Below are 22,051 nucleotides of genomic sequence, written 5' to 3' on the forward strand. Positions count from 1 at the left end.
GTGCGTCCGGTGAACGCGCCGGTGACGCTCGGCAACCGGGCGCCGTATGCTCCTGTCACGGCAGGTCCACGGGGCGTCAGGGACGGCGCCCCGGCCGCGCCGAACCCCGCGCGGAATCCAGGCGCGGGACGGGACTCGGGAGAGGCATGGCGGACGCGATCGGCCACGGCGGCCCGGTGCGGAGGGAGCCGTGACGGAGGGCGACGGGCTGCGGGTGGAGACCCTGGGGCCGCTGCGCGCCTTCGCCGGCGGGGAGGAACTGCCGCTCGGACCTCCCAAGCAGCGCGCGGTGTTCGCGGTCCTCGCGCTCAGCGCGGGCGGTGTGGTGGGACGCGACGTGCTCGTCGACCGCATATGGGGAGCGTCGCCGCCGGCCACCGCGACCGGCAGCCTGCACACGTACCTGTCGGGCCTGCGCCGCGCCCTGTCCGGGCTGGACGAGGCGCTGACCACCTCGGAGGCGGGCTACGGGCTGCGGCTGGACCCGGACCGGCTGGACGTGCGCGTGGTGGAGCGGCTGGCGACCCGGGCACGGGGCGTGCCCGCCCGGCAGGACCCGGCCGCCGCGGTCGACGCGCTCACGCAGGCGCTGGCCTGCTGGCGCCCCGGTACCGTACTCGGCGGTCTGCCGGGCCCGTTCGCCGCCGGGTACCGCACCTGGACCGCCGACCTGCGGCTCGGACTCCTGCTGGACCGGGCGGAGTTACTGCTGGCGATGGACCAGCCGGCGGGCGTCGCCGACCAGTTGCACGGACACACCGCCGACAACCCGTACCACGAGCGGCTGCGCTCGGTGCTGATGCTCGCGCTCCGCCGCAGCGGCAGGACCGCCGACGCGCTCGCCCAGTACCACGATCTGCGGCGGCTGCTCGCCGAGGACCTCGGCATCGATCCGTCCGCGGAGCTGCAGGCGCTGTACGCGTCGCTGCTGGAGGACGCCCCCGGCCGGCGCGCTCCCGGGACGCCCGCCTCCCCTGCGGGCCCCGCGGCCGCCGCGCCCGGCGCGGGATCCCCGCCGGCGCCGCGCACGCCGCCGTCCGCGCCCGCGGCGCCGGTGCGTCCCGCCCAACTCCCGCGCGGCGTCGGACGTTTCGCGGGACGCGTGGAGGCGGTGCGGCAGGTGCTGGACGCCGGCCGTGCGGCATCGGCCAACGACGGCGGCTCCACGTCGGGTTCCGGCTCCGGCGGTTCCGGCTCGCCGCAGATCCTGATGGTGGTGGGCGTCGGCGGCGTGGGCAAGACGGCGCTCGCGGTGCACTGCGCCCACCGGCTGGCGGACGCCTACCCCGACGGGCAGGTGTACGTGAACCTTCGCGGCTTCGACCCGAAGAGCCCGGCCAGCTCGCCGACGGACGTGCTGCAGCACCTGCTGGCGTCCGTGCACACGGGCACGGTCCCGTCCGACCTGGAGGGCCGGATCGCCCTGTGGCGCAGCATCGTCCGCGACCGGTCGATGCTCGTCGTGCTGGACAACGCGGAGTCCGCCGAGCAGGTGGAGGACCTGCTGCCGGGCGACGGCCCCTCGTTCGTCCTGGTCACCAGCCGCAACCGGCTCAGCGGCCTCGCCGTCCGGTACGCAGCCCGCCGGGTGACGCTCCAGCCGTTCACCACCGAGGAGTCGCTGCAACTGCTCGCCGACTCGATCGGCCCCGCCCGGGTCGACGCCGAGCCGGTCGCGGCGCGGCGGCTCGCCGACCTGTGCGACCACCTGCCGCTCGCGCTGCGCATCGCGTCGGAGCAGGTGACGGCCGGGGCGCAGGCGCGCATCGCCGACCTGGTCGCCGAGTTGGAGGACGTGCAGCGGCGGCTGGACGCGCTGCAGATCCCGGACGACGAGCTGTGCTCGGTACGCGGCGTCCTGTCGTGGTCCTACGCGCGGCTGGACGCCGAGGCGGCCCACGCGCTGCGCACCCTCGGCATGTTCCCCGGGGTGACCATCCGCCTGGAGGTGGCCGCCGCGCTGCTGGACGTCTCCCCCGCGGCGGCGGCCGCGGTGCTGCGGCGGCTGGCGGCCCAGCACCTGGTGGAGAGTTCCGGCGGCGTCTTCTGGATGCACGACCTGACGCGGATCTACGCCGAGGAGGTGTCCCGCAGCGGCGAGACGGCCGCCTCGCGCCGCGCGGCCCTGGAGCGGGTCCTCGACTGGTACGTGCGGACGCTGGCCGAGGACTACCGCTCCACCAAGGTCACGCTGCCGTTCGCGCTGGACGCCGAACCCCGGCACGAGCCGCTGCGGTTCGCCGACCGGAAGGACTTCGTCGGCTGGTGCGCGCAGGAGTGGGCCAACATCGCACCGCTGGTGCGGGCGGCGCAGCGGGCCGGCTGCCACGACGGGACCTGGCAGCTGGCGTATCTGCTCTTCGGCTACTTCTACGCCGCCGGGCAGGCCCGGGAGTGGCTGGACACGCTGCGCATCGGGATGCGCAGCGCCGAGCTGGTCGAGGACCGCCGCGCCCAGGTGGTGCTGCTCAACCACATGAGCGTGGCCCACTCCCGGGTGGGCGAGAACGACGCCGCGGTCAGGCAGTTGGAGCACGGGCTGCAACTGCTGCCGGACCTCGGCGACGACATGCTGCTCACCAGCCTGCTGGGCAACATGGCGTCCACGCTGCGGGAGGCCAAGCGGTACCCGGAGGCGCTGCCGTACGCGGCGCAGGCGCTGAACCTGGCGCAGCACAGCGGCCTGGACTACTACGCGGCGGGCTGCCTCGACGTGCTGTGCGAACTCCACGCCGAGCTGGGCGCGTTCGAGAACGCACTGTGGTACGGCAGGTTCGGGCTGACCGCGGCCAGGCGGTGCAGGAACGTGCTGCTGGAGGCCAACATCCTGATCAACCTGGGCGCCGCGGAGTTCGGGCTCGGCCACACCGAGGCGGCGGCGGGGAGCCTCCAGGACGCGCTCGCCCTCTGCTCGGCCACCGGTGACCAGTACCACGAGGGCCTGGCGCTGTTCGGGCTGGCGAAGATGGAGCACGCCACCGGGGCCGGCGCGGCGCGGGAGCTCGCCGGGCGGGCCCTGCTGCGGCTGGCCGATCTGGACGCCGAAGAGGTCGCGGACGTCAGGGAGTTCCTGCGGATGCTCGACGCGGAATCCGCACCGGCATCGGACGCACCACCACCGCGGGAGCCGGACGCGGCTCCTTTCCCGGCGTCCCGCGCGGACCCGGTTCCGGCGCTCGGCGCGGCACCTCCGGTTCCGGCGCCGGACGCACCACCTCCAACTGGTGTGGCGCCGGGCGCGGGTCCGGTCCCCCGGGCCGGATGACGGCGCCGTGCCGCTGCCAGAGCAGCACCGCCTCGATGCGGCTGCGCGCGCCCAACGTGCGGAAGATCCGGTTGAGATGGTTCTTCACGGTCTTCTCGGTGAGGCCGAGCCGGTCGGCGATCTCGGCGTTGCGCACCCCGCGCGACACCAGCGCCATCACCTCGTGCTGGCGCCGCGACAGCCGTGCGGCGGGGCCGGGTTCCGCGGCGGTCCGGCCGGCGTCGGCGGGACGCGGGCGGTCCCGGACCGGGAGGGTCGCGGCCGTCTCCACGACGTTCAGCCGGTACTCCGCGCACAGCCGGCGGGCCGCCGCCGGTGGGGCCGCGGGGACCGCGCCCGCCGCCCGCTCGTGGGCGGCCGCGGCGAGCTGCCCCGTACTGGGGGCCGTGCCGGCTGCCGGCCGGACCGTGACCTCGACGTAGGGAAGGCGGACGATCTCCACGGCCAGGTTCTTGCTGGCGAACACCTGACGGATCTGGGCGAGGATGTCCGGGCTGGTGATGGCGATCCGTACGCGGGCGGGGAGCGCCGGCACCGGGGAGGCGTGGCCTGTCATGCCTCCAGCGTGACGGAGCCCGCTTCAGGCATCCTTCATGCCGGATTCACACCGCGTTCTGCGCGGGTTCCTGCCCACCGTCGGTGCCGGCGCCCGCCAACTCGGCGAGCTGGGCGAGGACTTCGTCCTCGGTGGGGGCGTCGACGCGGTTCGCCCAGCGCAGCGTCGCCACGATCGTGTCGAAGAGCAGCACGACGGCCCTGACCGGGTCCGCGTCGGCGTCGCCGTCGGTGAGCACGCTGAAGGTGATCAGCCCCCATGCCCCGGGGGCGTCCGGGTTGGACACGTAGTACGAGACGCGCCGGGTCGGTGCCTTGCGGCCGATCCGGCCGCTGTCCACCAGCGAGGCGACGCGCACCGCGGGCGCACCGCCGATCTCCAGGTACATCCCATCGGCCCCGGCGTCGGTGAGGAGGGAGCCGAGCAGCTGCTCGGGGTCCTGGTCCTCGTCGCCCTCGATGACGGTCATCAGCATCGACCCGGGCAGCCGGAAGCCGTTGAACTCCTCCAGCGGCAGGAGCACCGCGCGTGCGCCCTGCCGGGACGCCTCGTCGGTGGCCTCGGTGAGCTCCTTGCGCAGCATCCGCCGCCAGGGTCCGGCCTTGTCCCGCGGCAGCGAGTCGGGCAGGTGGTGGCGGATCACGCCGTCGACGATCCGGCGGCGCAGGGCCGCCGAGTCGGGTGTGGTGGGGATCTGCACCCACCCGGCGGGGACGACCAGTTCGAAGTCGATCACGACTGCCCTTCCTGGGTGGCGGCGAGGAAGCCGAGCCGGGCCGGGCCCGCGTCGGCGGGCGCGCACTCCTCGGCGATCTGCTGCATCAACTGCTCGACTCCGTCGCCGATCACGGCCATCAGCCCGGTCTCGAAGACGAGCGTGCTGAGCAGCACGTCGGTGCTGACGCTGGCGACGCCGCCGCGTGGCGGCACGTCGAGGCGCAGGGCGGCGTGCAGGCGGGCGCAGGCCGCGCCCTCGGGGCTGCGGCAGAGCGCGAACACCCGCAGGCCGTCGCCGATCGCGGTGGTCACGTAGTCGACGACGGGCTCGCGCGCGTCGCCCTCCATGCCGCGCGCACCGACCGTCTCCATCAGGTAGTTGGGGTCCTCGGCCTCGGGTTCGGCGAACTCCACGACGACCGGGACGGGTGCCCAGCGCGGCCGCCCGCCGAGGAACGCCGCGCCCCATGCCAGCCGCGCCCACGGGGGCAGTGCCGCGGCGCGTTCGCCCAGCCAGCCGGCGGCCTCACGGCCCAGCATCCCGGCGGTGAACGGGAAGGGCGTGCCGGCGGCCGCGGGCCATGCGGCGCGCCCGGCGTCCAGGCCCTCGGCCGTCCACGCCTCGAACAGTGCCACCACCCGGGCGGTCCACTCCCGGTGCTCCGCCTGGCCGGGCCCCGTCTGCGGCACCCACTCCCAGTGCCAGGGCACCCGCATCAGCGCCCGCAGGTCGTCCGCCTGCTCCGTCCCGCTCATGAGGTGGCCACCTGTCCTGGCGGGTTGACCGCGGGGATCCAGCCGTTGAGCCGGCCGCCGGTGTAGACGAAGCCGGCGCCGATGCCGAAGGCACCGTTGATGCCGCCCCAGACGTACCAGAGCGGGGAGATCGCGCCGAGGCCGGCGGCCCGCATGATCGCGGCCAGGTCCTGGGCGCCCTTGAGGCCGGTGAGGATGCTCCCCAGGTCCTTGCCGAACTTCAGCGGGTCGCTGAGCAGTGTGGCCCACATCGAGCCCGCGCCCTTGAGCTGGGCCCAGGCGGAGGCCCAGAAGCCGACGTCGGGGGTGATGGCGCCGAGCTTGCCGAGCAGCCAGTTGGTGGCCGGGTTGTTGAACCACTCGGACAGGTTCTGCCACTGGTTGGCCGCGTTGGGGGCGGGCGGGCCGAAGGGCCGGGAGAAGTTCGGCACTGGGCGGCCCGGCGGCAGGTTGCCGGGGCCGAAGGGCCGGGAGTAGTTGGGGATCGGGCGGGGCGGCGGGGTGTTGCCCGGGCCGAACGGGCGGGAGTAGTTCGGCACCGGCCGTCCCGCGCCGCCGGCGCCGATCGGCCGCAGCGGCACCATCTGGATACCGCCGCCGGGCGGTGCGGGCGCCGGCCGCGGCCGGAAGCTCGCGGCGGCCTTGGCGGCGCTGGACATGCCCTTGCCGATCAGGGACACGGCCGCGCCGAGACCGGCGAGGCCGAGGCCGACCGCGCCGAGCACCACGTCCAGGACGCTGCCCTTGCCGTCGGCGTACAGCACCACGTTGGCGACCAGCGTGACGGCGCCGGCGACGATGCCGGCGAAGACCAGGACGTCCACGCCGGGGATCAGGATCGCCAGGACCCCCAGGATCATGCCGATGATCGCGAAGATCTGGCTGATCTTGGCCATGATGGCGTCGAGCTTGTCCTTGAAGGAGTCGCTCAGCCCGTCGTCGTACTTCTTGCAGTTGACCGCGTCGCCGAACCGCTTGCCCGCCACGTTGAGCGCGCCCAGCGCGTCGTCGAGCCGCTTCTTCGCGGCGGCCAGCTGCCCGTCCGCGTCGGTGGTGGCCTTGTCCTTGGCGGTGCCCTTCGCCTGCTCCTCGGGCGAGGTGGTGCCGTCCGAGCCCTTCTGCGGGTCCGGCAGCGCCTTCGCCTTCGTCTGCGCGTTCCTGGCCTCCTCGGCGTCGGTGAGCGCGCCCGCGGTCTCGCTGAGCCCGCGGTCCAGGTCGGGTTCGTACCTGCCGATCTCGGTGGCGACGTCGTGGTAGCGCACCGCGGCCTTGGTGAGCCGGTCCTTCAGCGACCCCGCGTCCGACTTGAGCCCGTCGACGTACTGGCCGGCGAGGCTGTCGCTGCCGGTGTCGACGATCTTCTGCAGCTTGGCCACCGCGTCGTCGATGGTGTCGGCGATGTGCTGGTACCGCTTCTGGGCGTCGCGCACCACGTCGGGGTCGGCGCGGACCGGGTCGGAGTCCAGGTCCAGCGGCGACCAGTCGAGGTTCCTGACAGACATCCCGTCCTCCTCTGGCGGCCGGTCACGTGTCCTTGAGCGAGTCCACGAGCTGCTGGTTGGCCTGCGACCAGGACTCGTCGACCTGGGTCACCTTGTCGCGCAGGCTCTTCATGTCCTTGACCATCGCGTCGCGGTGGACGGTCCAGTTGTCGGCGAAGTCGCCCATCGACAGGTTGGCGTTGAGCTGCCCCCACAGCCCCTTGTCGTCGTTCTGGAAGTCCAGTGCCCCCTCGAACTGCCCGATCAGCTCGCCGAGGTCGTCGGCGAGCGCCTGCAGGTCCTTCACCACGAGGTCTGCCATCACTGCTCCGGGTCGTCGTCGCGGGCGGGTGTGCCGGGGCCGGCCGCCGCCGGCCGGGGCGCGGCGGGGGCGGTGGGGATCTGGGCGGTGAGCAGGCTGCCGCTGCCCAGGTGCACCAGGGCCGAGCCGGGCACGACCCGGCTCGCGATCTGGGCCCGGGACATCCGGACGCCCACCAGGTCGCCGTCGTTGAGGGTGGGCGGCGACAGCAGCGCGCCGCGGCGGTTCCGCTTGACCTCGGACTGCCAGCCGGAGAAGCCCATGGCCACCGAGGCGACATCGCCGCCGAGGACCACGCCCCGCCTGCTGCCGGACGCCCTGCGGACGAACGCCTTGAGCCAGTCGCGGCAGGCCAGGTCGCGCCATGCCTCGGCGTCGTCGACGACGAGCACCACCGGCCCGTCGCCGGGGTCGAGCAGTTCGGCGAACTGCTCCTTGGTGGGGGCCTCGTCGGTGATCACCCCGCGCACTCCGGTGCGCCCGGCGAGGCCGCGCAGCGGCGAGTGCAGGGGGGCACCCACGACGAGTTCGCTGCCGCCGCGCAGCAGCGACTCGGCCATGACGGCCAGCGCGGTGCTGCGCCCGGACCGCGAGGGTCCCGCGATCAGGAACGTCGGCTGGTCGCCCATCAGGTCGGCGCCGACCGGCTCCAGTTCGTCGCCGGCGACACCCACCAGCGCCCACATCGGGCCGGGGGCGGTGCCGCCCGGGGCGGCGCAGGCCGTCTCCCATGCCTGCTCGAAGGACATCTCGGTGGGCATCACCGCGATGCGGCGGGGCCGGGCGGCCGCGGGCACGTCCGCCTCGCGTGCGGTGAGCCGGGCGGCGAGCGCGTGCACCGCAGCGGCCTGCGCGGGTCCCGCCGGGTCGGCGGCGACCAGCGCGACCTGCGTCTCGACGGCGCTGCCCGCACGGTAGCCGCGGCCGGGCGGCAGGTTCTCCGGGATCTTCCGGGCGTTCAGCCCGGCGAGTCCCGCGTCGCTCCGGTCGGACAGGCGCAGCACCAGCTTGTCGTCGCACAGCGAGCTCATCCGGCCGCTCAGCAGCATGTGGTCGCCCGCGACGACCATGTGCACGCCCGCGCTGCCACCCTCGCGGTGCAGGGTCTGCACCAGGTTGGTCAGGGCGCCGCCGTCGTACTCGCTGAGGGTGCCCATGAAGCCCTCCCACCGGTCCAGGAGAAGCACGACGTGCGGCAGCCGCTCGGCCGCCGGGCGGGCCGCGCGCTGCTCGGCCACGTCGGCGAACCCACCCTCGCCGAGCAGGCGTTGGCGGGCCTGCACCTCGGCGTGCAGCCTGTTCAGCAGCCGGGCCGCCCGGTCGGTCTCCGAGCGCTGCACCACCGCGCCGCAGTGCGGCAGCCGGGTCAGCGGGAGCAGCGCGCCGTTGCCGCAGTCGAGCCCGTACAGGTGCAGGTCGGCGACGCCGGCCTGGCTGGCCGCGGCAGCGGCGAAGGTGCGCAGCGCCGAGGAGCGGCCGGAGCGGGGGGCGCCGATGATGTGCAGATGGCCGAAGGTGGCCAGGTCGACGGTCACCGGTTCCTGGCGCTGCTGCATCGGCAGGTCCTGGAGGGCCCAGGCGAACGCCGGTTCGTCGCGGCTGCCGCGGACCGGGTCCGGCGACAGATCGACCACCGGGGACAGCGGCAGCGGCGGCAGCCAGGGGCGGCGCTGCGGCGGGATGCCCAGCATGTCGTCGGCCTGCCGGATCGCCCGCACCAGCACCGTCAGGTCGGTGACCTCGTCGGTCTCGGCCGTGGTCTGCGGGCGCTGCGGAACCGGCAGCCCGAGGTCCAGCCAGGAGACGGGGTGCAGGAAGGGCTCGGCGACCGCGGCGGCCCGGTCGGCGCGCCGGCGGCGGCCGCCCACCCGGCCGGTCTGGAACGGGATCAGCGAGCTGTGGCCGAGCCGGGCGTAGGCGCGGCCCGGGGTGGTCGCGGAGATCCCGGCGGCTTCCCTGGCGTCGATGACGTCGGTGCTCTCCCCGGAGTCCGTCACCCGCAGCGCCACCCGCAGGTTGGTGTTGGCGCGGATCTCCGCCGACACCACGCCCGACGGGCGCTGGGTGGCGAGGATCAGGTGGATGCCGAGCGAGCGGCCGCGCTGGGCGATGTTGACCAGGCCGGTGACGAAGTCGGGCAGTTCGCGGGCCATCGAGGCGAACTCGTCGATGACGATGAGCAGTCGCGGGATCGGGGCGAGCTCCGGCCGACGCGTGGCGTAGTCGAGGTAGTCCTCCAGGTCCTTGGCCCCGGCGGCCGCCAGCAGGTGCTCACGGTGGGTGAGTTCGGCGCCGAGCGAGGTCAGCGCGCGTTCCACGAGGTGCGGGTCGAGGTCGGTGACCAGGCCGACGGTGTGCGGCAGGTCGACGCAGTCCTTGAACGCCGCTCCGCCCTTGTAGTCGACCAGTACGAACGTCATGGCGTCCGGGCGGTTGGCGACGGCCAGTGAGGCGACCAGGGTCTGCAGGAACTCCGACTTGCCGGACCCGGTGGTGCCCGCGACCAGCCCGTGCGGGCCGTGGGCGACCAGGTCCAGGGCGAACGGGCCGTTCAGCGAGTACCCGACGACGGCCTTGGTGGCGCGGCCGGAGCCGCGCCACCGGGCGGCGATCGCGGACGGGGTGGGATCCTCCATGCCGAGGATCTCCAGCAGGCGGGCGGACGCGGGCAGCGCGGCCTCGCCCTGGTTGTCGCTGACGTCGCGCAGCGGCGCGAGCCGGCGGCCGGCCGCCGCGTACCAGCTGTCGTGCACCTCGTCCGCGAGGATGCCGTCGATCTGCGCGGCGCGCTGCTGGCGCAGCGTGGTCTGCCCCGCGGAGGCGCCGACGACCACGACGGTCGCGCACTCCTCGGGCAGCGTGCGCTCGTCGGCGTCGACGCAGATGCTGTAGACGCCGACCGCGGGGCCCTCCTGGAGGATCGTCACCACGCCGGGCAGCGCCCGCAGCCGGCGCGCGCCGTCCATGACGACGACCACGTCGGGGTCGGAGAAGCTCGCGCCGACACCGGCGTTGAGGCGGGCCTGCTGGCGCAGGGCGATGAGTTCGGTGAGTTCGGCGACCCGGCGGCCCAGGGTCTCGGCGTCGGCCCCGACCAACGCCAGCGCCTGCTGGCCCAGCAGCGGCCGGGTGTGCGGCAGCCACGCCGCCCACTCCCACAGCGCCTCGCCCGCCGGGTCGGTGAGCACGTACAGCTGCAGGTCGCGCGGGCTCTGCAGCACCGCCAGCTGGCCGGCCAGCCAGCGGGCCATGCGCCGCGGCCGGGCCTCGTGCCCCGCGACGCCGACGACGCCGGCCTGCGCGAGGGAGAACGCGGCGGGTACGTCCCGCGCGGAGCGCGCCTCCTGGCGGCGCCGGGTGCCGTCGCCCTGCTCGACCGCGATCGCGGTGGGCAGGTCCGCGATGCCCACCCGCACCATGAGGTGGTCGGGGTCGGTGCGGCGCCGCTCCCACAGCCGCGCGCGGGGCCCGGTGGCGATGACGAGCAGTTCGGCCGGGTCGGGTCCCGACGCCCTGCGGTCCAGCCGCTCCCGGTCCAGCGCCACCGCGATCTCCGCCTCGGTGGAGACGAGTTGGCCGCGGTACTCGGACATCTGGCGGCGGTGGCTGAGCCGGCCCTGGCGGCGCCCGCTCATCCAGCTGCCGATCATCATCACCGGCGACATCGCGGCCATCATCAGGAACATGGGGTTGCGCAGCATCATCGCGATGAGCCCGCCGACGACCGCGGGCAGCGCGGCGGTCAGCCACGGCAGCGCGTTCAGCGCGGGCGCCTTGGGCTGGACGGGCAGCCGGAACGCGGTGCGCCGGGCCGGGGGCAGCAGCCGCGGCGGCCGGTTGTAGTCCAGGTACTCGCCGTCGGGTGACGGTTCGACGACGGCGTCCGGGCGCAGCAGCGGGTGCTCCTCCAGGAGGGTGGTGCCGAGGCGGAGCTGGGCCGCCGCGGGCCAGGCGGTGTCGCCGTCGGGCAGCGGCGAGCGGTCCAGCAGGGCGCCGCGGCCGGTGGCCTGCACGCGCACCACGGCGCCGAGGGACACCCGGAGCACGGCCGCCACGGCGGGCTGGTCGCCGTGGAGGACGACGTCGCAGTCCGCTCCGGAGCCGATCCGGTACTCGCCCGCGCCCAGGTACCAGACCCGCCCGGCGCCGGCGCCCGCCACCGCCCGCACGGTGACCAGGCCCGCGCGCGGCGTCGCGGCCGGGCCTGGCCGGCCGAGCCACAGCACCGAGCCGTCGTGGATCCCGCTGCCGGCCAGCGGCTGGGCGAGGTCGAGCGGCCGGTCGTCGAGGAACACCGCGGTCCCGGCGGGCTCGTCGGCCGCCGGGGCCTGCGCGCCCTCAAGGCTGTCCAGCAGGTTCTTCACCACGTCGCGCAGCGGGGTGCCGGGGTCGGCGTCCACGGCCACGTCGGCGGACCAGTCGGGCGGCCGGGCAATGGTGATCATCATGGGCATGGCTCCCACCTCCTCGTGGCGGCGCTCGGAGAAGGGCGCCCGCGCCGGACACGGGGTCCGGGCGGGCGCGGTGCCGGCCGGGTGGCCGGCGCGGGACGGCCGGCTACTTCTGGTTGAGCGATCCGGCGAGCTGGGTGTCCATGTCGCGCATCGCCTCAACGGCCTTGTCCAGCCACGAGGACAGCTGGTCCAGCGTGTCCATGGCCTGGTTTGCCGACGTGACGAACTCGGTGTGCACCTCGTCGAACCGGCCCGACGCCTGGTCGGTGACGAAGCCGGAACTCGTCAGTCCGTCCACGATGTTCTTGCACTCGGTGAGCTTGGCGTCGATGTCGGCCTTGTTGTTGCGCATCTTGGTCGCGCTGTCCGACATCTCCTGATAGGTGATGTTGAGATTCGTCATCGTGGGTCCCTTCTGACTTCGCCGGACACTGCCGGCCCGCGGTGACGCGCCGGGCTCGGACGCCGTCGATGCTAGGAACGTCCGGCGACGGCGGTCCAGGACGGCGCTTCCCCCGGTGGGCCCAGGGACCCAAGCCCAGGTCGCGGCGGGCGTCGGGCGCAGGCCGGCCGGGCAGCCACCGTGTGCAGGACAGCCGTGCCGGCGCGTTGCGGCGACCGCGTCCGGGCGCCGCGGCCGGCCGTGGACACCCCGCGCGGGCGAGGTGTACACCAGCGCGCACCGGCCCCCGCTGAGCAGGAGCCGATGCCGAGGAGACGAGGGTGACCGTGCCGACACGATCCGCAGACCGCGTGCGCCGCCGCGGTGACTGGCGTACCCGGCTGCGCGGCGCGCGCAAGCCGGCACCGCGTCCCGGACCGGGCCGGGGCACCGATCACGGGCTGTGGACCGTCGACCGCGCCGTACGGGTACTGGCCACCGCCTGCGAGCAGGAGGGCCGGCCGGTGCCGGTGGCGCACGTGGTGGTCGTCGGCGCGGAGACCGTCTGGCTCCACCTCAAGACCCCCGACCTGCGGCCGCCGGCCGGCTGGACCGCGGACCAGGACGGCCGGATCTGGCACGCGCAACTGCGCTGGCTGCAGGGCGCCGGGGTCGCCGAGTCGGCCCGCGAGCCGTATCCGCGGCTGGTGTCGCTCGGCCACAGCGGCAAGGGCTTCGTGCTGGTCAACCTCGCCCATGTGGACGGCATCATCGGCCTGGAGGGTGACGCCCGGCAGGCCCGCACCCTGGTCCAGGAGTGGACCCGCGAGCTGACCACCGGTCCGTGGTCGCGCGGGGTGCAGGTGGTCAGGGTCGGCTTCCGGGCCGGCGGCGCGGACCCGGCGGGCACCACCGACGCGGCGTCGCTCGCCGAGGCCGAGGCCGCGCTGGCCGACCTGGGCGGCGGGGTGCTGCTGCTCGCGACGGCACCGGGCGGCCGGGACCGCGAGCGCCTCGCCCGGCTCGCCGACGACGCCGAAGGCCGGTGGTCGGTGGTCGCCGTCGGCCGCGTCGACCACCCGCGGTGGCGCTTCGCCCTCGACGCCGGCGGCATGGTGGACACCGGACTGCTCGACAGGCCGGTGGCCCGCAGTCTCGACGCGCTGCCCGAGCCGGAGACCGAGGACGAGGAACCCGAGCCGGAACCGGAGCCCGCGGCGGAGGCCGACTGCCCGACGCCCCGGGCCGCCGTCCGCAACGGGCCGCCGAACGCCCGGCGTTGGATCATCGCCGCGTGTGTGGTCGCCGTGTGCGCGGCCGGTACGGGCGTGGGCTTCGCCCTGTCGGGGTCGTCCACGTCGTCCTCACCGCGTACGACCCAGGCGACCGCCCCCGAGGGCGGATCCGCCGGGGGCGTCGTGTCGTCGCCCACGACCGGGGCCGCGCCCACGGACACGCAGGGCGGCGCGCAGCCCTCGACGGGTACCGCCACCGCACCCGGCTCGACCGGCGACACGGGGTCGAGCGGCGGCACAGGACCCGCGAGCGGGCCGGTGGCCGCGCTGGTGAACCCGGCGACCGGCAAGTGCCTGAGCGGCGGGGCGGGCACCGACGGCACGCCGCTGGCCCTCGCCGCGTGCGGCGGCGCCGCGAACGAGAAGTGGGCGCTCGGGTCGGACGGCACGATCCGCTCCAAGGGCCTGTGCATGGACGCCGCGTGGGGCGGCACCGCCCCGGGCACCGTCATCCAGGTCGCCAACTGCAGCGGCAACCCTGCCCAGCAGTTCTCGCTGCGCGGCACCACCGTCTACTCCAAGCAGGCCGGCAGGTGCCTGGGCGTGGTGAACGCCGGGGCCGGGATCCGGCTCGCCGCGTGCGGCAAGGACCCCTCGGTGGCCTTCCGCCGGGACTGACGCCGCCGCGGGGCACGACGTCGGACGGTGCTGCAACCCGTAGTGCTCAGGCATCACTTGACGTGCCGCAGCCGCCGCAGGTGGCGGTGACCCGGCGTACGTGCCCGCGTGTCAGAGGTCGTTGCCGGCGTAGGAGAGATTGAAGCTCTTGTTGGTGAGGGGGAAGTCGGGCACGATCGTGTCGGCCAGGGCCACCGGCAGCGCGGGCCAGTTGAAGAACGACGGGTCGACGGGCTTGACCCGCGTCAGCCGGCCGTCGGGGCCGAGTTCGACGCGGGTGGCGATGGTGCCGCGCCAGCCCTCGACCAGCCCCGTGCCCGCTCCCGGGCCGGTGGCGCCGGGTCCCGCACCGCTGACGTCGCCCAGAAATGCCGGCCCGCGCACCGCTGTTCCGGCTCTGGCGTGCGGCGCGAGCCGGGCGATGAGCGCCAGGGAGGCGTCGATCTCCTCCGCGCGGATCTCGAACCGGGCCAGGACGTCGCCATCGGTGCGGCCGGGGACGGCCGGCAGCGGTACGTCGGCGACCGGGTGCCTCACGCGCGCGTCGAGGTCCAGGCCGCTGGCCCGGGCGACGTAGCCGAGACAGCCGAGGTCGCGGGCGGCCTCCGGCGCAAGGCGGGCTGTTCCGCTGAAACGGTCGCGGACCACGGGGTGGTTCAGGGCGAGGCGGGTGAGGTCGCGGATGTCGTCGCCGATCCGCCGCAGCCCGTCCACCGAGGGCACGGACAGCAGGCGGACCCCGCCGGGCACCACGCCGTCGCGCAGCAGACGGTGGCCGGTCGTCCCCGCGTTGACGCGCAGCAGCTGCTCGCGGATGCGCTGGGCATGGGAGTTGAGGATGCCGTGCCCGACGTCGTTGCACAGCGCGCCGAGATCGGCGACATGGTTGTGCAGCCGCTCCAGTTCCAGCAGCAGGGCGCGGCCGGCGCGGGCTTCGGCGGGGACGTCGGTCGCCGTGGCCTGTTCGACGGCCTGGCAGTAGGCGAGGGCGTGGCCGACCGCCGTGTCCCCGCTGATCCGCTCGGCCAGCGGGAGCCCGCGTTCGACGGTGCGGCCTTCGAAGAGCTTCTCGATGCCCTTGTGCACGAACCACAGCCGCGCCTTGAGCTTGAGGATGGTCTCGCCCACGACGGAGAAGCGGAAGTGCCCGGGCTCGATCAGGCCGGCGTGGACCGGGCCGACGGGGATCTCGTACACGCCGTCCCCCTCGACCGCCAGGAACGGGTACGGGCCCTCGGGTTCGGCGAACGGCGGCGGCGGGCCGGCGTCGGGCCGTCCGGGGTACCAGCCGCGCGGCCAGTGGTAGTGCCGGACGAGACGGCGCGGCAGCGGATGGCCGAGGAGGTCCACGCCGTGCAGGTCGTGCATCTCGCGCTCGAAGCGCCCGGCGGGAAAGGACAGTTCGGACAGGGTGGGCAGCCGAGGCGAGTCCGGGTCGAGGCGCACGTGCAGCTCGGTGCGGTGGTCGGGCGGCCCGTCCACGAAGAGGTAGACGACGCGCAGCGCGTCCGGGTCGTGGTGGGCGGCGATCAGCGCGAGACGCCGGCCCTGGGCGAGCAGGCCGGCTGCGCGCTGGGCGAGTTCGGCGGTCCCGGTGTCCACCACCGTGGGGGCGGGTGCGGTGCTGGGCATGGTCAGTGTCCTCCGATGACGGCCGCGGCGGCGTCCAGGAGCCGGGTGAGGGGTCCGGTGGTGGTGCCGAGCACCGCGCACGCCACCAGTCCGGCCAGCAACGGGAGTCCGGCGGCGGCACCGATCCGGTGCGGGAGGCCCACGGCCGCCGGGACGTCCCCGTCGCCGCCAACGTCCCTGCCTGCCACGGCGGTTGCGGCGGCCGGGGCGCCGGCTGCGGCCGTCCGGCCGGCGTCGTCCGCGGGTTCGGCCTGGGCCGGGACTCCCCCGACGGCCGGGACGTCCCCGCCGTGCGGACCGGACGGCGGGCCGAGCAGCATCCGTGCGCCGCGGGCCGCGAGTGCGGCGAACGAGACCAGGACGAGCAGGAGGGCGACGGTGACAGGCCAGCCGAGACGGGCGCCGAAACCGGCGCGGGCGATGCCGACTTCGGACGCGAACAGGCTGAACGGCGGCAGTCCGAGGAGCGCGACGACCGCCAGCCCGAAGCCCGCGGCCAGGGCGGGCGCACGGGTCGCCAGCCCCTGCACGCCCGCGATCCGGCTGCTGCCCTGCCACTGCAGGATCTGCCCGGCCGAGCAGAAGGCGACGGACTTCGCCAGGCCGTGGCCGGTCATGTGGAGGAGGACCGCGGCGATCGCGAGCGGGCTGCCGATGGCCGTGCCCAGTGCGATCAGGCTCATGTGCTCCATGCTCGAATAGGCCAGCATCCGCTTGTAGTCGCGCTGCCCGAGCAGCACGGCGGCCGCCAGCGCCAGGGTGAGCAGTGCCGCGACGGTCAGCAGCAGCCGCAGGTAGCCGGGGCCGAGGGCCGCGTCCGCCACGGTCTTGTAGCGCAGGACCCCGCTGAACCCGACGGACAGCAGCACGCCGGACATCAGTGCGGAGACGGGGGCCGGGGCCTGGCTGTGGGCGTCGGGCAGCCAGGCGTGCAGCGGCACGAGCCCGGCCTTGGTGCCGAAGCCGAGGACGATCAGTCCGGTGCCGAGCCGGGTCACGTCCGGGTCGAGCCGGTCGGCGTGCGCGGCGAGCCGCGGCCAGTCCAGCGCGGCCGCCTCGGAGAGCCCGGCCTGCCGGGCGGCGTAGTAGATCAGCACGGTGCCGAGGAAGGCCAGCGCGATGCCGACCGAGCAGATCACCACGTACTTCCACGCCGCCTCCACCGAGGCGCGGGTGCGCCGGTGCCCGACGAGGAACGCGGTGACCAGCGTGGTCGCCTCGATCGCCACCCACAGGACGCCGAGGTTCTCGGCCAGCACCCCGAGGGCCATGGCGGCCAGGAACGCCTGGACCAGCAGGTGGTAGCGGCCGGTGGTGCGCGGTGTCGCACGCCCGGCGGCGCGTTCGCCGGCCAGGTACGAGGGCGAGGCGGCGAGCGCGAGCAGCGAGACCGCGCCGACGGCCAGCAGCAGCCAGACGGTCAGCGCGTCGGCGCGCAGCAGGTGCCCGAGAGCGTGCTGCGGGCCGCGGTCGGTGACCCGGCCGGCCAGCAGGGCGGCGCAGGCCAGCGTCACCACGGGCGAGACCAGCCCGGCCCAGTCGCCGGGCGAGCGGCGCAGCAGCAGCCCGGCGGCATGGCACGCGGCGACGGCGAGCGGTACGGCGACGGGCAGGACCAGCAGCAGGGGGACGGCGGCGGTGGGCATCAGTCGTGCAGCTCCCGCAGGGTGTCGAGGTCGGTGCCGCCGAAGGCCGCCCGCATGCGCAGGGTGAGGAGTTGCAGGGCCAGCACGGCGAGCAGCAGGTCGAAGGAGACGCCGAGTTCCAGGATCAGCGGCACGCCGCCGGTGGTGAGCAGCGCGACGGCGGTGATCCCGTTGTCCAGGAGCAGGAAGCCGACCATCTGGGAGACCGCGCGCCGCCTGGTGACCAGGGTCAGGAAGCCGATGAGGACGACGGCGAGGCCCACCGGCACGGCCCGGGTCGCCGGTCCCGGCGCGAGCGTCACCAGGGGCTGGGCGGCGGCGTAGGCGAGCAGCGTGAGGGCGGCGGCCAGCAGCAGCGACGCGGCCACGTTGACCAGCGGCTGCGTCTCCCGGGCGTGCCCGGAGCGTTCCAGGGCGCGCCGCATCAGCGACGGCAGCAGCCCGGCGCGGAGCGCGCCGATGCCGACGGCGACCCCGGCCACCCCCCAGTGCCTCCCGTGCAGGCCGAGCAGCAGCCCGATGCCGGCCAGCGCCACGCCCTGCAGGGCGAACACCCTGACGATGGCGGCCAGTTCGCGGAACCACAGCACCATCACGGCGGCGAGCAGGAACGCCCCGCAGGCGAGGTCGAGCAGTTGGACGTAGACGGTGTGGTTCATCGGCGGCTCAGGCTCCGCTCAGGAAGTAGGAGGCGGCGACGGCGAGCAGCGCCAGCAGGAAGGAGCCGGCGAGCAGCTCGGGCACCCGGAACAGGCGCAGCTTCGCCCAGAACACCTCCGCCGCCGCCAGCGCCCCGCCCAGCACCGCCGTCTTCACCGCGAGCAGCACCAGCGCGAGCAGCAGCGCGGGGTAGGAGGCGGTGGTCGCGATGCCCCACGGGACGGCGAGGGTGCCCAGCAGCCCGAGCAGCAGGGCCAGCCGCATCTGGGCCCCGAGTTCGACCAGCGCGAGGTCGGGTCCCGCGTACTCCAGCACCATCGCCTCGTGGACCATGGTCAGTTCGAGGTGGGTGCTCGGGTTGTCCACCGGCAGCCGCCCGGCCTCGGCGAGGGTCACCACGGCGAGAGCGACCAGCGCCAGCAGCCCGGACGGCGAGGTGAGCGTGGACGGCTGGTCGATCCGGCCCTCGACGATCGAGGCCAGGTTCGTCGATCCGGCGGGCACCGAGAGGGCCAGCACCGATAGCAGGATCGTCGGCTCCACCAGGGCGGCGATGGTCATCTCGCGGGAGGCGCCCATGCCGCCGAAGGCCGTCCCGGTGTCAAGTCCGGCCAGGGCCAAGGCGATCGTGCCGAGCGCGAGGGTGGCCACCACCACGACGAGGTCGCCGTGCGAGGCGGCGGGCGTGTCCGTGCCCGCCAGCGGGATCAGGGCCGCGATGACCAGGCTGGTGGCGACGAGCGCGAGCGGGGCCGCGCGGAACGCGGGCCCGGTGCCGTCCGGGCTGATCGGCTCCTTGCGCAGCAGCTTGCGCAGATCCCGCCAGGGCTGCGCGACGCCGGCCCCGGCGCGGCCCTCCATCCGGGCGCGGACCTGGCGCATCAGCCCGGCGAGCAGGGGGGCGCCGGCCAGCACCAGCAGCACCTGCGCCGCGAGCGCGACCGTTCCGAAGACGCTCAACGGCCCTCCCCGCGGCGGGCATCGGCGGCACGGCGACAGGCGCAGCTCGCGGGACGGAATGCGGCGGAGGCGGGCCGCAGGCCCTCACGCACCCACCGGCCGACGCCCCCCGCAGAACACCCCACGGTGCTCGCGGGACGGACGCCACCGGACGCGCGGCGCGCGGCGTCGCCCGCACGTCGGACGCCATCGGACAGGGGACGCACGGCGGCGCTCACCTGGCCACGGTCAGCGTGGCGAGCAGCACGACCAACCCCGCGAAGCCGTAGCCGAGATACACGTGCACGCTGCCGGCGGCAAGCCGGCGCGAGTGGCGGCCCACGGCCGACAGGGCCGCCAGGACGGGCGCGTAGAGCCGGTGCTCGATCCGGTCGGGGACGCGGTTGCGGAAACGGACGCTCTCGACGAGGTACGCGGACTCCCGGACGTGCGTGACGTCCAGGTCCTGTTCCGGCGCGAGGACGTCGTCGAAGACGCGCTGCAGCGGCTCGGCGAACGACGTCGCCGTGTAGGCCATCCGCGCCGTGGGCCGGCCGCCGCCGCAGTCCCAGACCGGGGCACGGTGCCGCCGTGCCCTGCGCCGCAGCAGCCGCACGGCCGCCGCGGGCAGCGCCACACCGGCGGCCAGCGCGACCGCCAGCCACAGCGGGGCGTACGTGGCGGCCGCCCCGTCCAGGCGCAGCCGCAACTCGCCGCCGGACAGCGGCCGTCCGGAGCCGGGCAGCGCGGTGTTCACCGCGCGGGAGAGGCCGTCCGCGAGGAGACCGGGCACCAGGGCGAGCGCGACGCAGGCCGCGCCCAGCAGGCCCATCCCGGCGAGCATGCCCGGCGGGCTCTCCGCCGCGCGCGCCGCCCGGGGGCTGCGGGGCCGGGCGAAGAAGCCCACGCCGAGCGCCTTGACGAAGGTGGCCGCCGCGAGCCCGGCGGACAGCGCGATCGCCGCCACCGCGATCGGCAGCACGATCGCGGTCGCCAGACCCGGCACCGCCATCCCGTGGACGAGGGACTGCAGCAGCAGCCACTCGCTCACGAAGCCGTTGCCGGGCGGCAGCGCCACCGCGCCGAGCGCTCCCAGCGCGAACAGGCCCGCGGTGGCCGGCATCGCGCCGCGCAGCCCGCCGAGCCGGTCGAGGTTCCGCTCGCCGGTCGCGCGCAGCACCGACCCCGCCGCGGTGAACAGCAGGGCCTTGAAAGCGGCGTGGTTGACGGTGTGGAGCAGTGCCGCCGCCAGGGCGACCCCGGCGAGCTCCGGGTCGCCGGCCGTCCGCAGCACCCCCGCGGCACCCACGCCGACGAGCACCAGCCCGAGGTTCTCCGACGTCGAACAGGCCAGCAGCCGCTTGAGGTCGACGGCCATGGACGCCTGGAGGATCCCGTACACCGCGGACGCGGCGCCGGCCAGCAGCACCGCCAGCCACCACCAGCGCGACCCGCCGCCCAGCAGGTCGAACCCGACCCGCACCACGCCGTAGACGCCGAGGTTCACCATGGCCGCGCTCATCAGCGCCGAGACCTGGCTGGGGGCTTCCGGATGCGCCCGGGGCAACCACGCGTGCAGTGGTACGGCGCCGGCCTTCGAGGTGAACGCCGCAGCGCACAGGACGAACACCGTGCCCCGCAGCGCGGGCGACAACCGGTCGGCTCCGGCGCGCAGTTGGGTGAAGCTCTCGCCGCCGGCCCGGGCCGCGAACAGCGCGAGTCCGGCGAGCAGCAGCACCAGCCCGAGGTGCGTCATCACCGCGTACCAGACGCCGGCGCCGCGCACCGGGGGCCGCAGGCGGTGCTCGGTGAGCACCAGCAGCAGCGAGGCCAGCGCCATCAGCTCCCACAGCAGCAGGAACGTCGACACGGACGCCGCCGCGGGCACCAGCACCAAGGTGGCGGCGAACACCGGCAGCAGCGCCTGCGCCGTGCGCGAGGCGACCGGGCCGTGCCCGCCCTTCGCGTAGCCGACGCCGTAGACCGCGACGGCCACCACCACCGCGCCCGACACCGCCATGAACAGCCCGGACAGCGCGTCGACCCGCAGCCGCACTCCGGCGAGCGGCAGCAGCGACGGCCACCACGCCGACCATGTGCGGCCGGCGAGGGCCGCCGCGCCGGCCGTCACGCCGGCGGCGCCGACGCACACCGAGGCCGCGCCCGAGGCGACGACCCGGATCCGCGGCGGCAGCCCGCCGCCCGCGGCCGCGCCCAGCGCCGCGCCGGCTGCCGCGGTGGCCACGGCGGCGGCGATCACGTTCACCGTCCGGCCGCCTCGCCGATCGCCGTCATCGCCCGGTCACCTGCCGCAGTCCGGCCACGATGGCGGCGGGTTCGGGCGGGCACCCGGCGATCCGCACGTCCACGGGCACGGTGTCGTCGACCGCGCCCGTGCCGCTCGCCAGCCCGTAGCCGCCGCTGAACTCCCCGCGGCCGAGCGCGCAGTCGCCGACCGCGACGACCAGCCGCGGCTCGGCGGCCGCCGCGACCGTCGCCTTCAGGGCGTGTGCCATGTTCCTGGTCACCGGTCCCGTCACCAGCAGCACGTCGGCATGGCGCGGCGAGGCGACCAGCCGCGCACCGTAGCGCTCCGCGTCGTAGACCGGTGAGAACGCCATGCCGATCTCGAGCTCGCACCCGTTGCAGGAGCCTGCGTCCACGCACCGGACCTGGGCCGACCCGCCCAACTCCCGTGCCGCCGGGGGCATCGCGCCGGCAGGCGAAGGCGGTGGGGGCTCTGCCACCCGACCCGTCTCACGAATCTTGCGGAGCAGGCCCACGGGTTCCTCTCTCTGGGGTGCGGGGAGGGATCCGCCCCTCCGAGCCTGCGCCACAATATAGTCATGTGAAAAAGTCTTCAAGTCAGCAAGGGACTACTCTGTCACCTGCGGGGACGGCCCCCGGCACGACGGAGCGCCCCGCCGATCGGCGCCATGGTGTCCGCCGTGGGTGACGAGGTCGCCGCGGCGGCGTCGCCGCGCGTCATGACGACCCGAGGAGATGTCCGGTGGACCGCAGCGGCACGGACGACTTCGCCGACCGCCTGGTGGAGCGCGTCCTTCAGGCCCGTGAAGCGCTGCGCGACGCGGCCGAGGCCAGGGACGCCGCGGCGGTGGCCCGGGCCCTGGACGAGCTGAACGGCGCGCTGCGCCTGGCCCGCGCCCACGGCATACCGGTGCCCGGAACTGCGGGGGTGCCCGAGGGCGACGCGGGCACGAGCGAGCAGGTGGGAAGGTGACGACCTCCGCGGCCCTGCGCCCGCGCCGCCGGCCCCTTCGTGACCCTCCGAACGCGAAACGGCCGGGGGACGCTGGTCCCCCGGCCG

Annotated in this window: 15 protein-coding genes and 1 pseudogene; 3 read left to right on the forward strand and 13 right to left on the reverse strand. The window is 75.2% G+C overall.

The window, feature by feature from the left end:
• Window positions 1-46: 46 nt before the first annotated feature.
• Window positions 47-1,861, forward strand: a pseudogene (locus ACH4TG_RS28650) (BTAD domain-containing putative transcriptional regulator); the annotation flags it as partial.
• A gap of 1,198 nt (window positions 1,862-3,059) precedes the next feature.
• Here the strand turns inward: ACH4TG_RS28650 and ACH4TG_RS28655 are convergent.
• The 7 genes from ACH4TG_RS28655 to ACH4TG_RS28685 form a co-directional block, all read right to left on the reverse strand.
• Complete coding sequence (locus ACH4TG_RS28655) at window positions 3,060-3,821, reverse strand: response regulator transcription factor (protein WP_398245438.1); 762 nt, start codon at window positions 3,819-3,821, stop codon at window positions 3,060-3,062.
• Between the two features lie 46 nt (window positions 3,822-3,867).
• On the reverse strand, window positions 3,868-4,557 hold the full coding sequence (locus ACH4TG_RS28660) for a hypothetical protein (protein ID WP_398245439.1): 690 nt from the start codon (window positions 4,555-4,557) through the stop codon (window positions 3,868-3,870).
• Complete coding sequence (locus ACH4TG_RS28665; protein ID WP_398245440.1) at window positions 4,554-5,294, reverse strand: hypothetical protein; 741 nt, start codon at window positions 5,292-5,294, stop codon at window positions 4,554-4,556. Before ACH4TG_RS28665 ends, ACH4TG_RS28660 begins: the two co-directional genes overlap by 4 nt.
• Window positions 5,291-6,796: a hypothetical protein gene (locus tag ACH4TG_RS28670; RefSeq protein WP_398245441.1), complete on the reverse strand. Its 1,506-nt coding sequence runs from the start codon at window positions 6,794-6,796 to the stop codon at window positions 5,291-5,293. Before ACH4TG_RS28670 ends, ACH4TG_RS28665 begins: the two co-directional genes overlap by 4 nt.
• A gap of 22 nt (window positions 6,797-6,818) precedes the next feature.
• Entirely contained in the window at window positions 6,819-7,097 is a 279-nt protein-coding gene (locus tag ACH4TG_RS28675; RefSeq protein WP_398245442.1) for a hypothetical protein, read from the reverse strand.
• Window positions 7,097-11,551 (reverse strand): FtsK/SpoIIIE domain-containing protein, encoded by a 4,455-nt coding sequence (locus ACH4TG_RS28680; RefSeq protein ID WP_398245443.1) that lies wholly within the window; start codon window positions 11,549-11,551, stop codon window positions 7,097-7,099. Before ACH4TG_RS28680 ends, ACH4TG_RS28675 begins: the two co-directional genes overlap by 1 nt.
• 103 nt (window positions 11,552-11,654) lie before the next feature.
• The gene (locus tag ACH4TG_RS28685) at window positions 11,655-11,954 is read right to left on the reverse strand and encodes a WXG100 family type VII secretion target (RefSeq protein ID WP_398245444.1); all 300 of its coding nucleotides are present in this window, start codon (window positions 11,952-11,954) and stop codon (window positions 11,655-11,657) included.
• A 320-nt stretch (window positions 11,955-12,274) separates the two neighbouring features.
• Here ACH4TG_RS28685 and ACH4TG_RS28690 point away from each other — a divergent pair, with 320 nt between their 5' ends.
• On the forward strand, window positions 12,275-13,846 hold the full coding sequence (locus tag ACH4TG_RS28690) for a ricin-type beta-trefoil lectin domain protein (protein WP_398245445.1): 1,572 nt from the start codon (window positions 12,275-12,277) through the stop codon (window positions 13,844-13,846).
• 111 nt (window positions 13,847-13,957) lie between these two features.
• Here the strand turns inward: ACH4TG_RS28690 and ACH4TG_RS28695 are convergent, their stop codons facing one another.
• The 6 genes from ACH4TG_RS28695 to ACH4TG_RS28720 form a co-directional block, all read right to left on the reverse strand.
• On the reverse strand, window positions 13,958-15,478 hold the full coding sequence (locus tag ACH4TG_RS28695; protein ID WP_398245446.1) for an NADH-quinone oxidoreductase subunit C: 1,521 nt from the start codon (window positions 15,476-15,478) through the stop codon (window positions 13,958-13,960).
• A 2-nt stretch (window positions 15,479-15,480) separates the two neighbouring features.
• Window positions 15,481-17,124, reverse strand: a complete 1,644-nt coding sequence (locus ACH4TG_RS28700) for a proton-conducting transporter membrane subunit (protein WP_398245447.1) — start codon at window positions 17,122-17,124, stop codon at window positions 15,481-15,483.
• On the reverse strand, window positions 17,124-17,783 hold the full coding sequence (locus ACH4TG_RS28705; RefSeq protein WP_398245448.1) for a hypothetical protein: 660 nt from the start codon (window positions 17,781-17,783) through the stop codon (window positions 17,124-17,126). Before ACH4TG_RS28705 ends, ACH4TG_RS28700 begins: the two co-directional genes overlap by 1 nt.
• Before the next feature lie 7 nt (window positions 17,784-17,790).
• Complete coding sequence (locus ACH4TG_RS28710) at window positions 17,791-18,744, reverse strand: respiratory chain complex I subunit 1 family protein (protein WP_398245449.1); 954 nt, start codon at window positions 18,742-18,744, stop codon at window positions 17,791-17,793.
• A gap of 214 nt (window positions 18,745-18,958) precedes the next feature.
• Entirely contained in the window at window positions 18,959-20,989 is a 2,031-nt protein-coding gene (locus ACH4TG_RS28715; RefSeq protein ID WP_398245450.1) for a proton-conducting transporter membrane subunit, read from the reverse strand.
• Window positions 20,990-21,014: 25 nt separating this feature from the next.
• Window positions 21,015-21,386 (reverse strand): NADH-quinone oxidoreductase subunit B family protein, encoded by a 372-nt coding sequence (locus tag ACH4TG_RS28720; protein ID WP_398245451.1) that lies wholly within the window; start codon window positions 21,384-21,386, stop codon window positions 21,015-21,017.
• A gap of 347 nt (window positions 21,387-21,733) precedes the next feature.
• On the opposite strand from ACH4TG_RS28720, the gene ACH4TG_RS28725 reads away from it, so the two are divergent.
• On the forward strand, window positions 21,734-21,964 hold the full coding sequence (locus ACH4TG_RS28725) for a hypothetical protein (protein WP_398245452.1): 231 nt from the start codon (window positions 21,734-21,736) through the stop codon (window positions 21,962-21,964).
• The last annotated feature ends 87 nt before the right edge of the window (window positions 21,965-22,051 follow it).

This window comes from Streptomyces sp. NPDC020917, assembly GCF_044333795.1.
GTDB lineage: Bacteria > Actinomycetota > Actinomycetes > Streptomycetales > Streptomycetaceae > Actinacidiphila.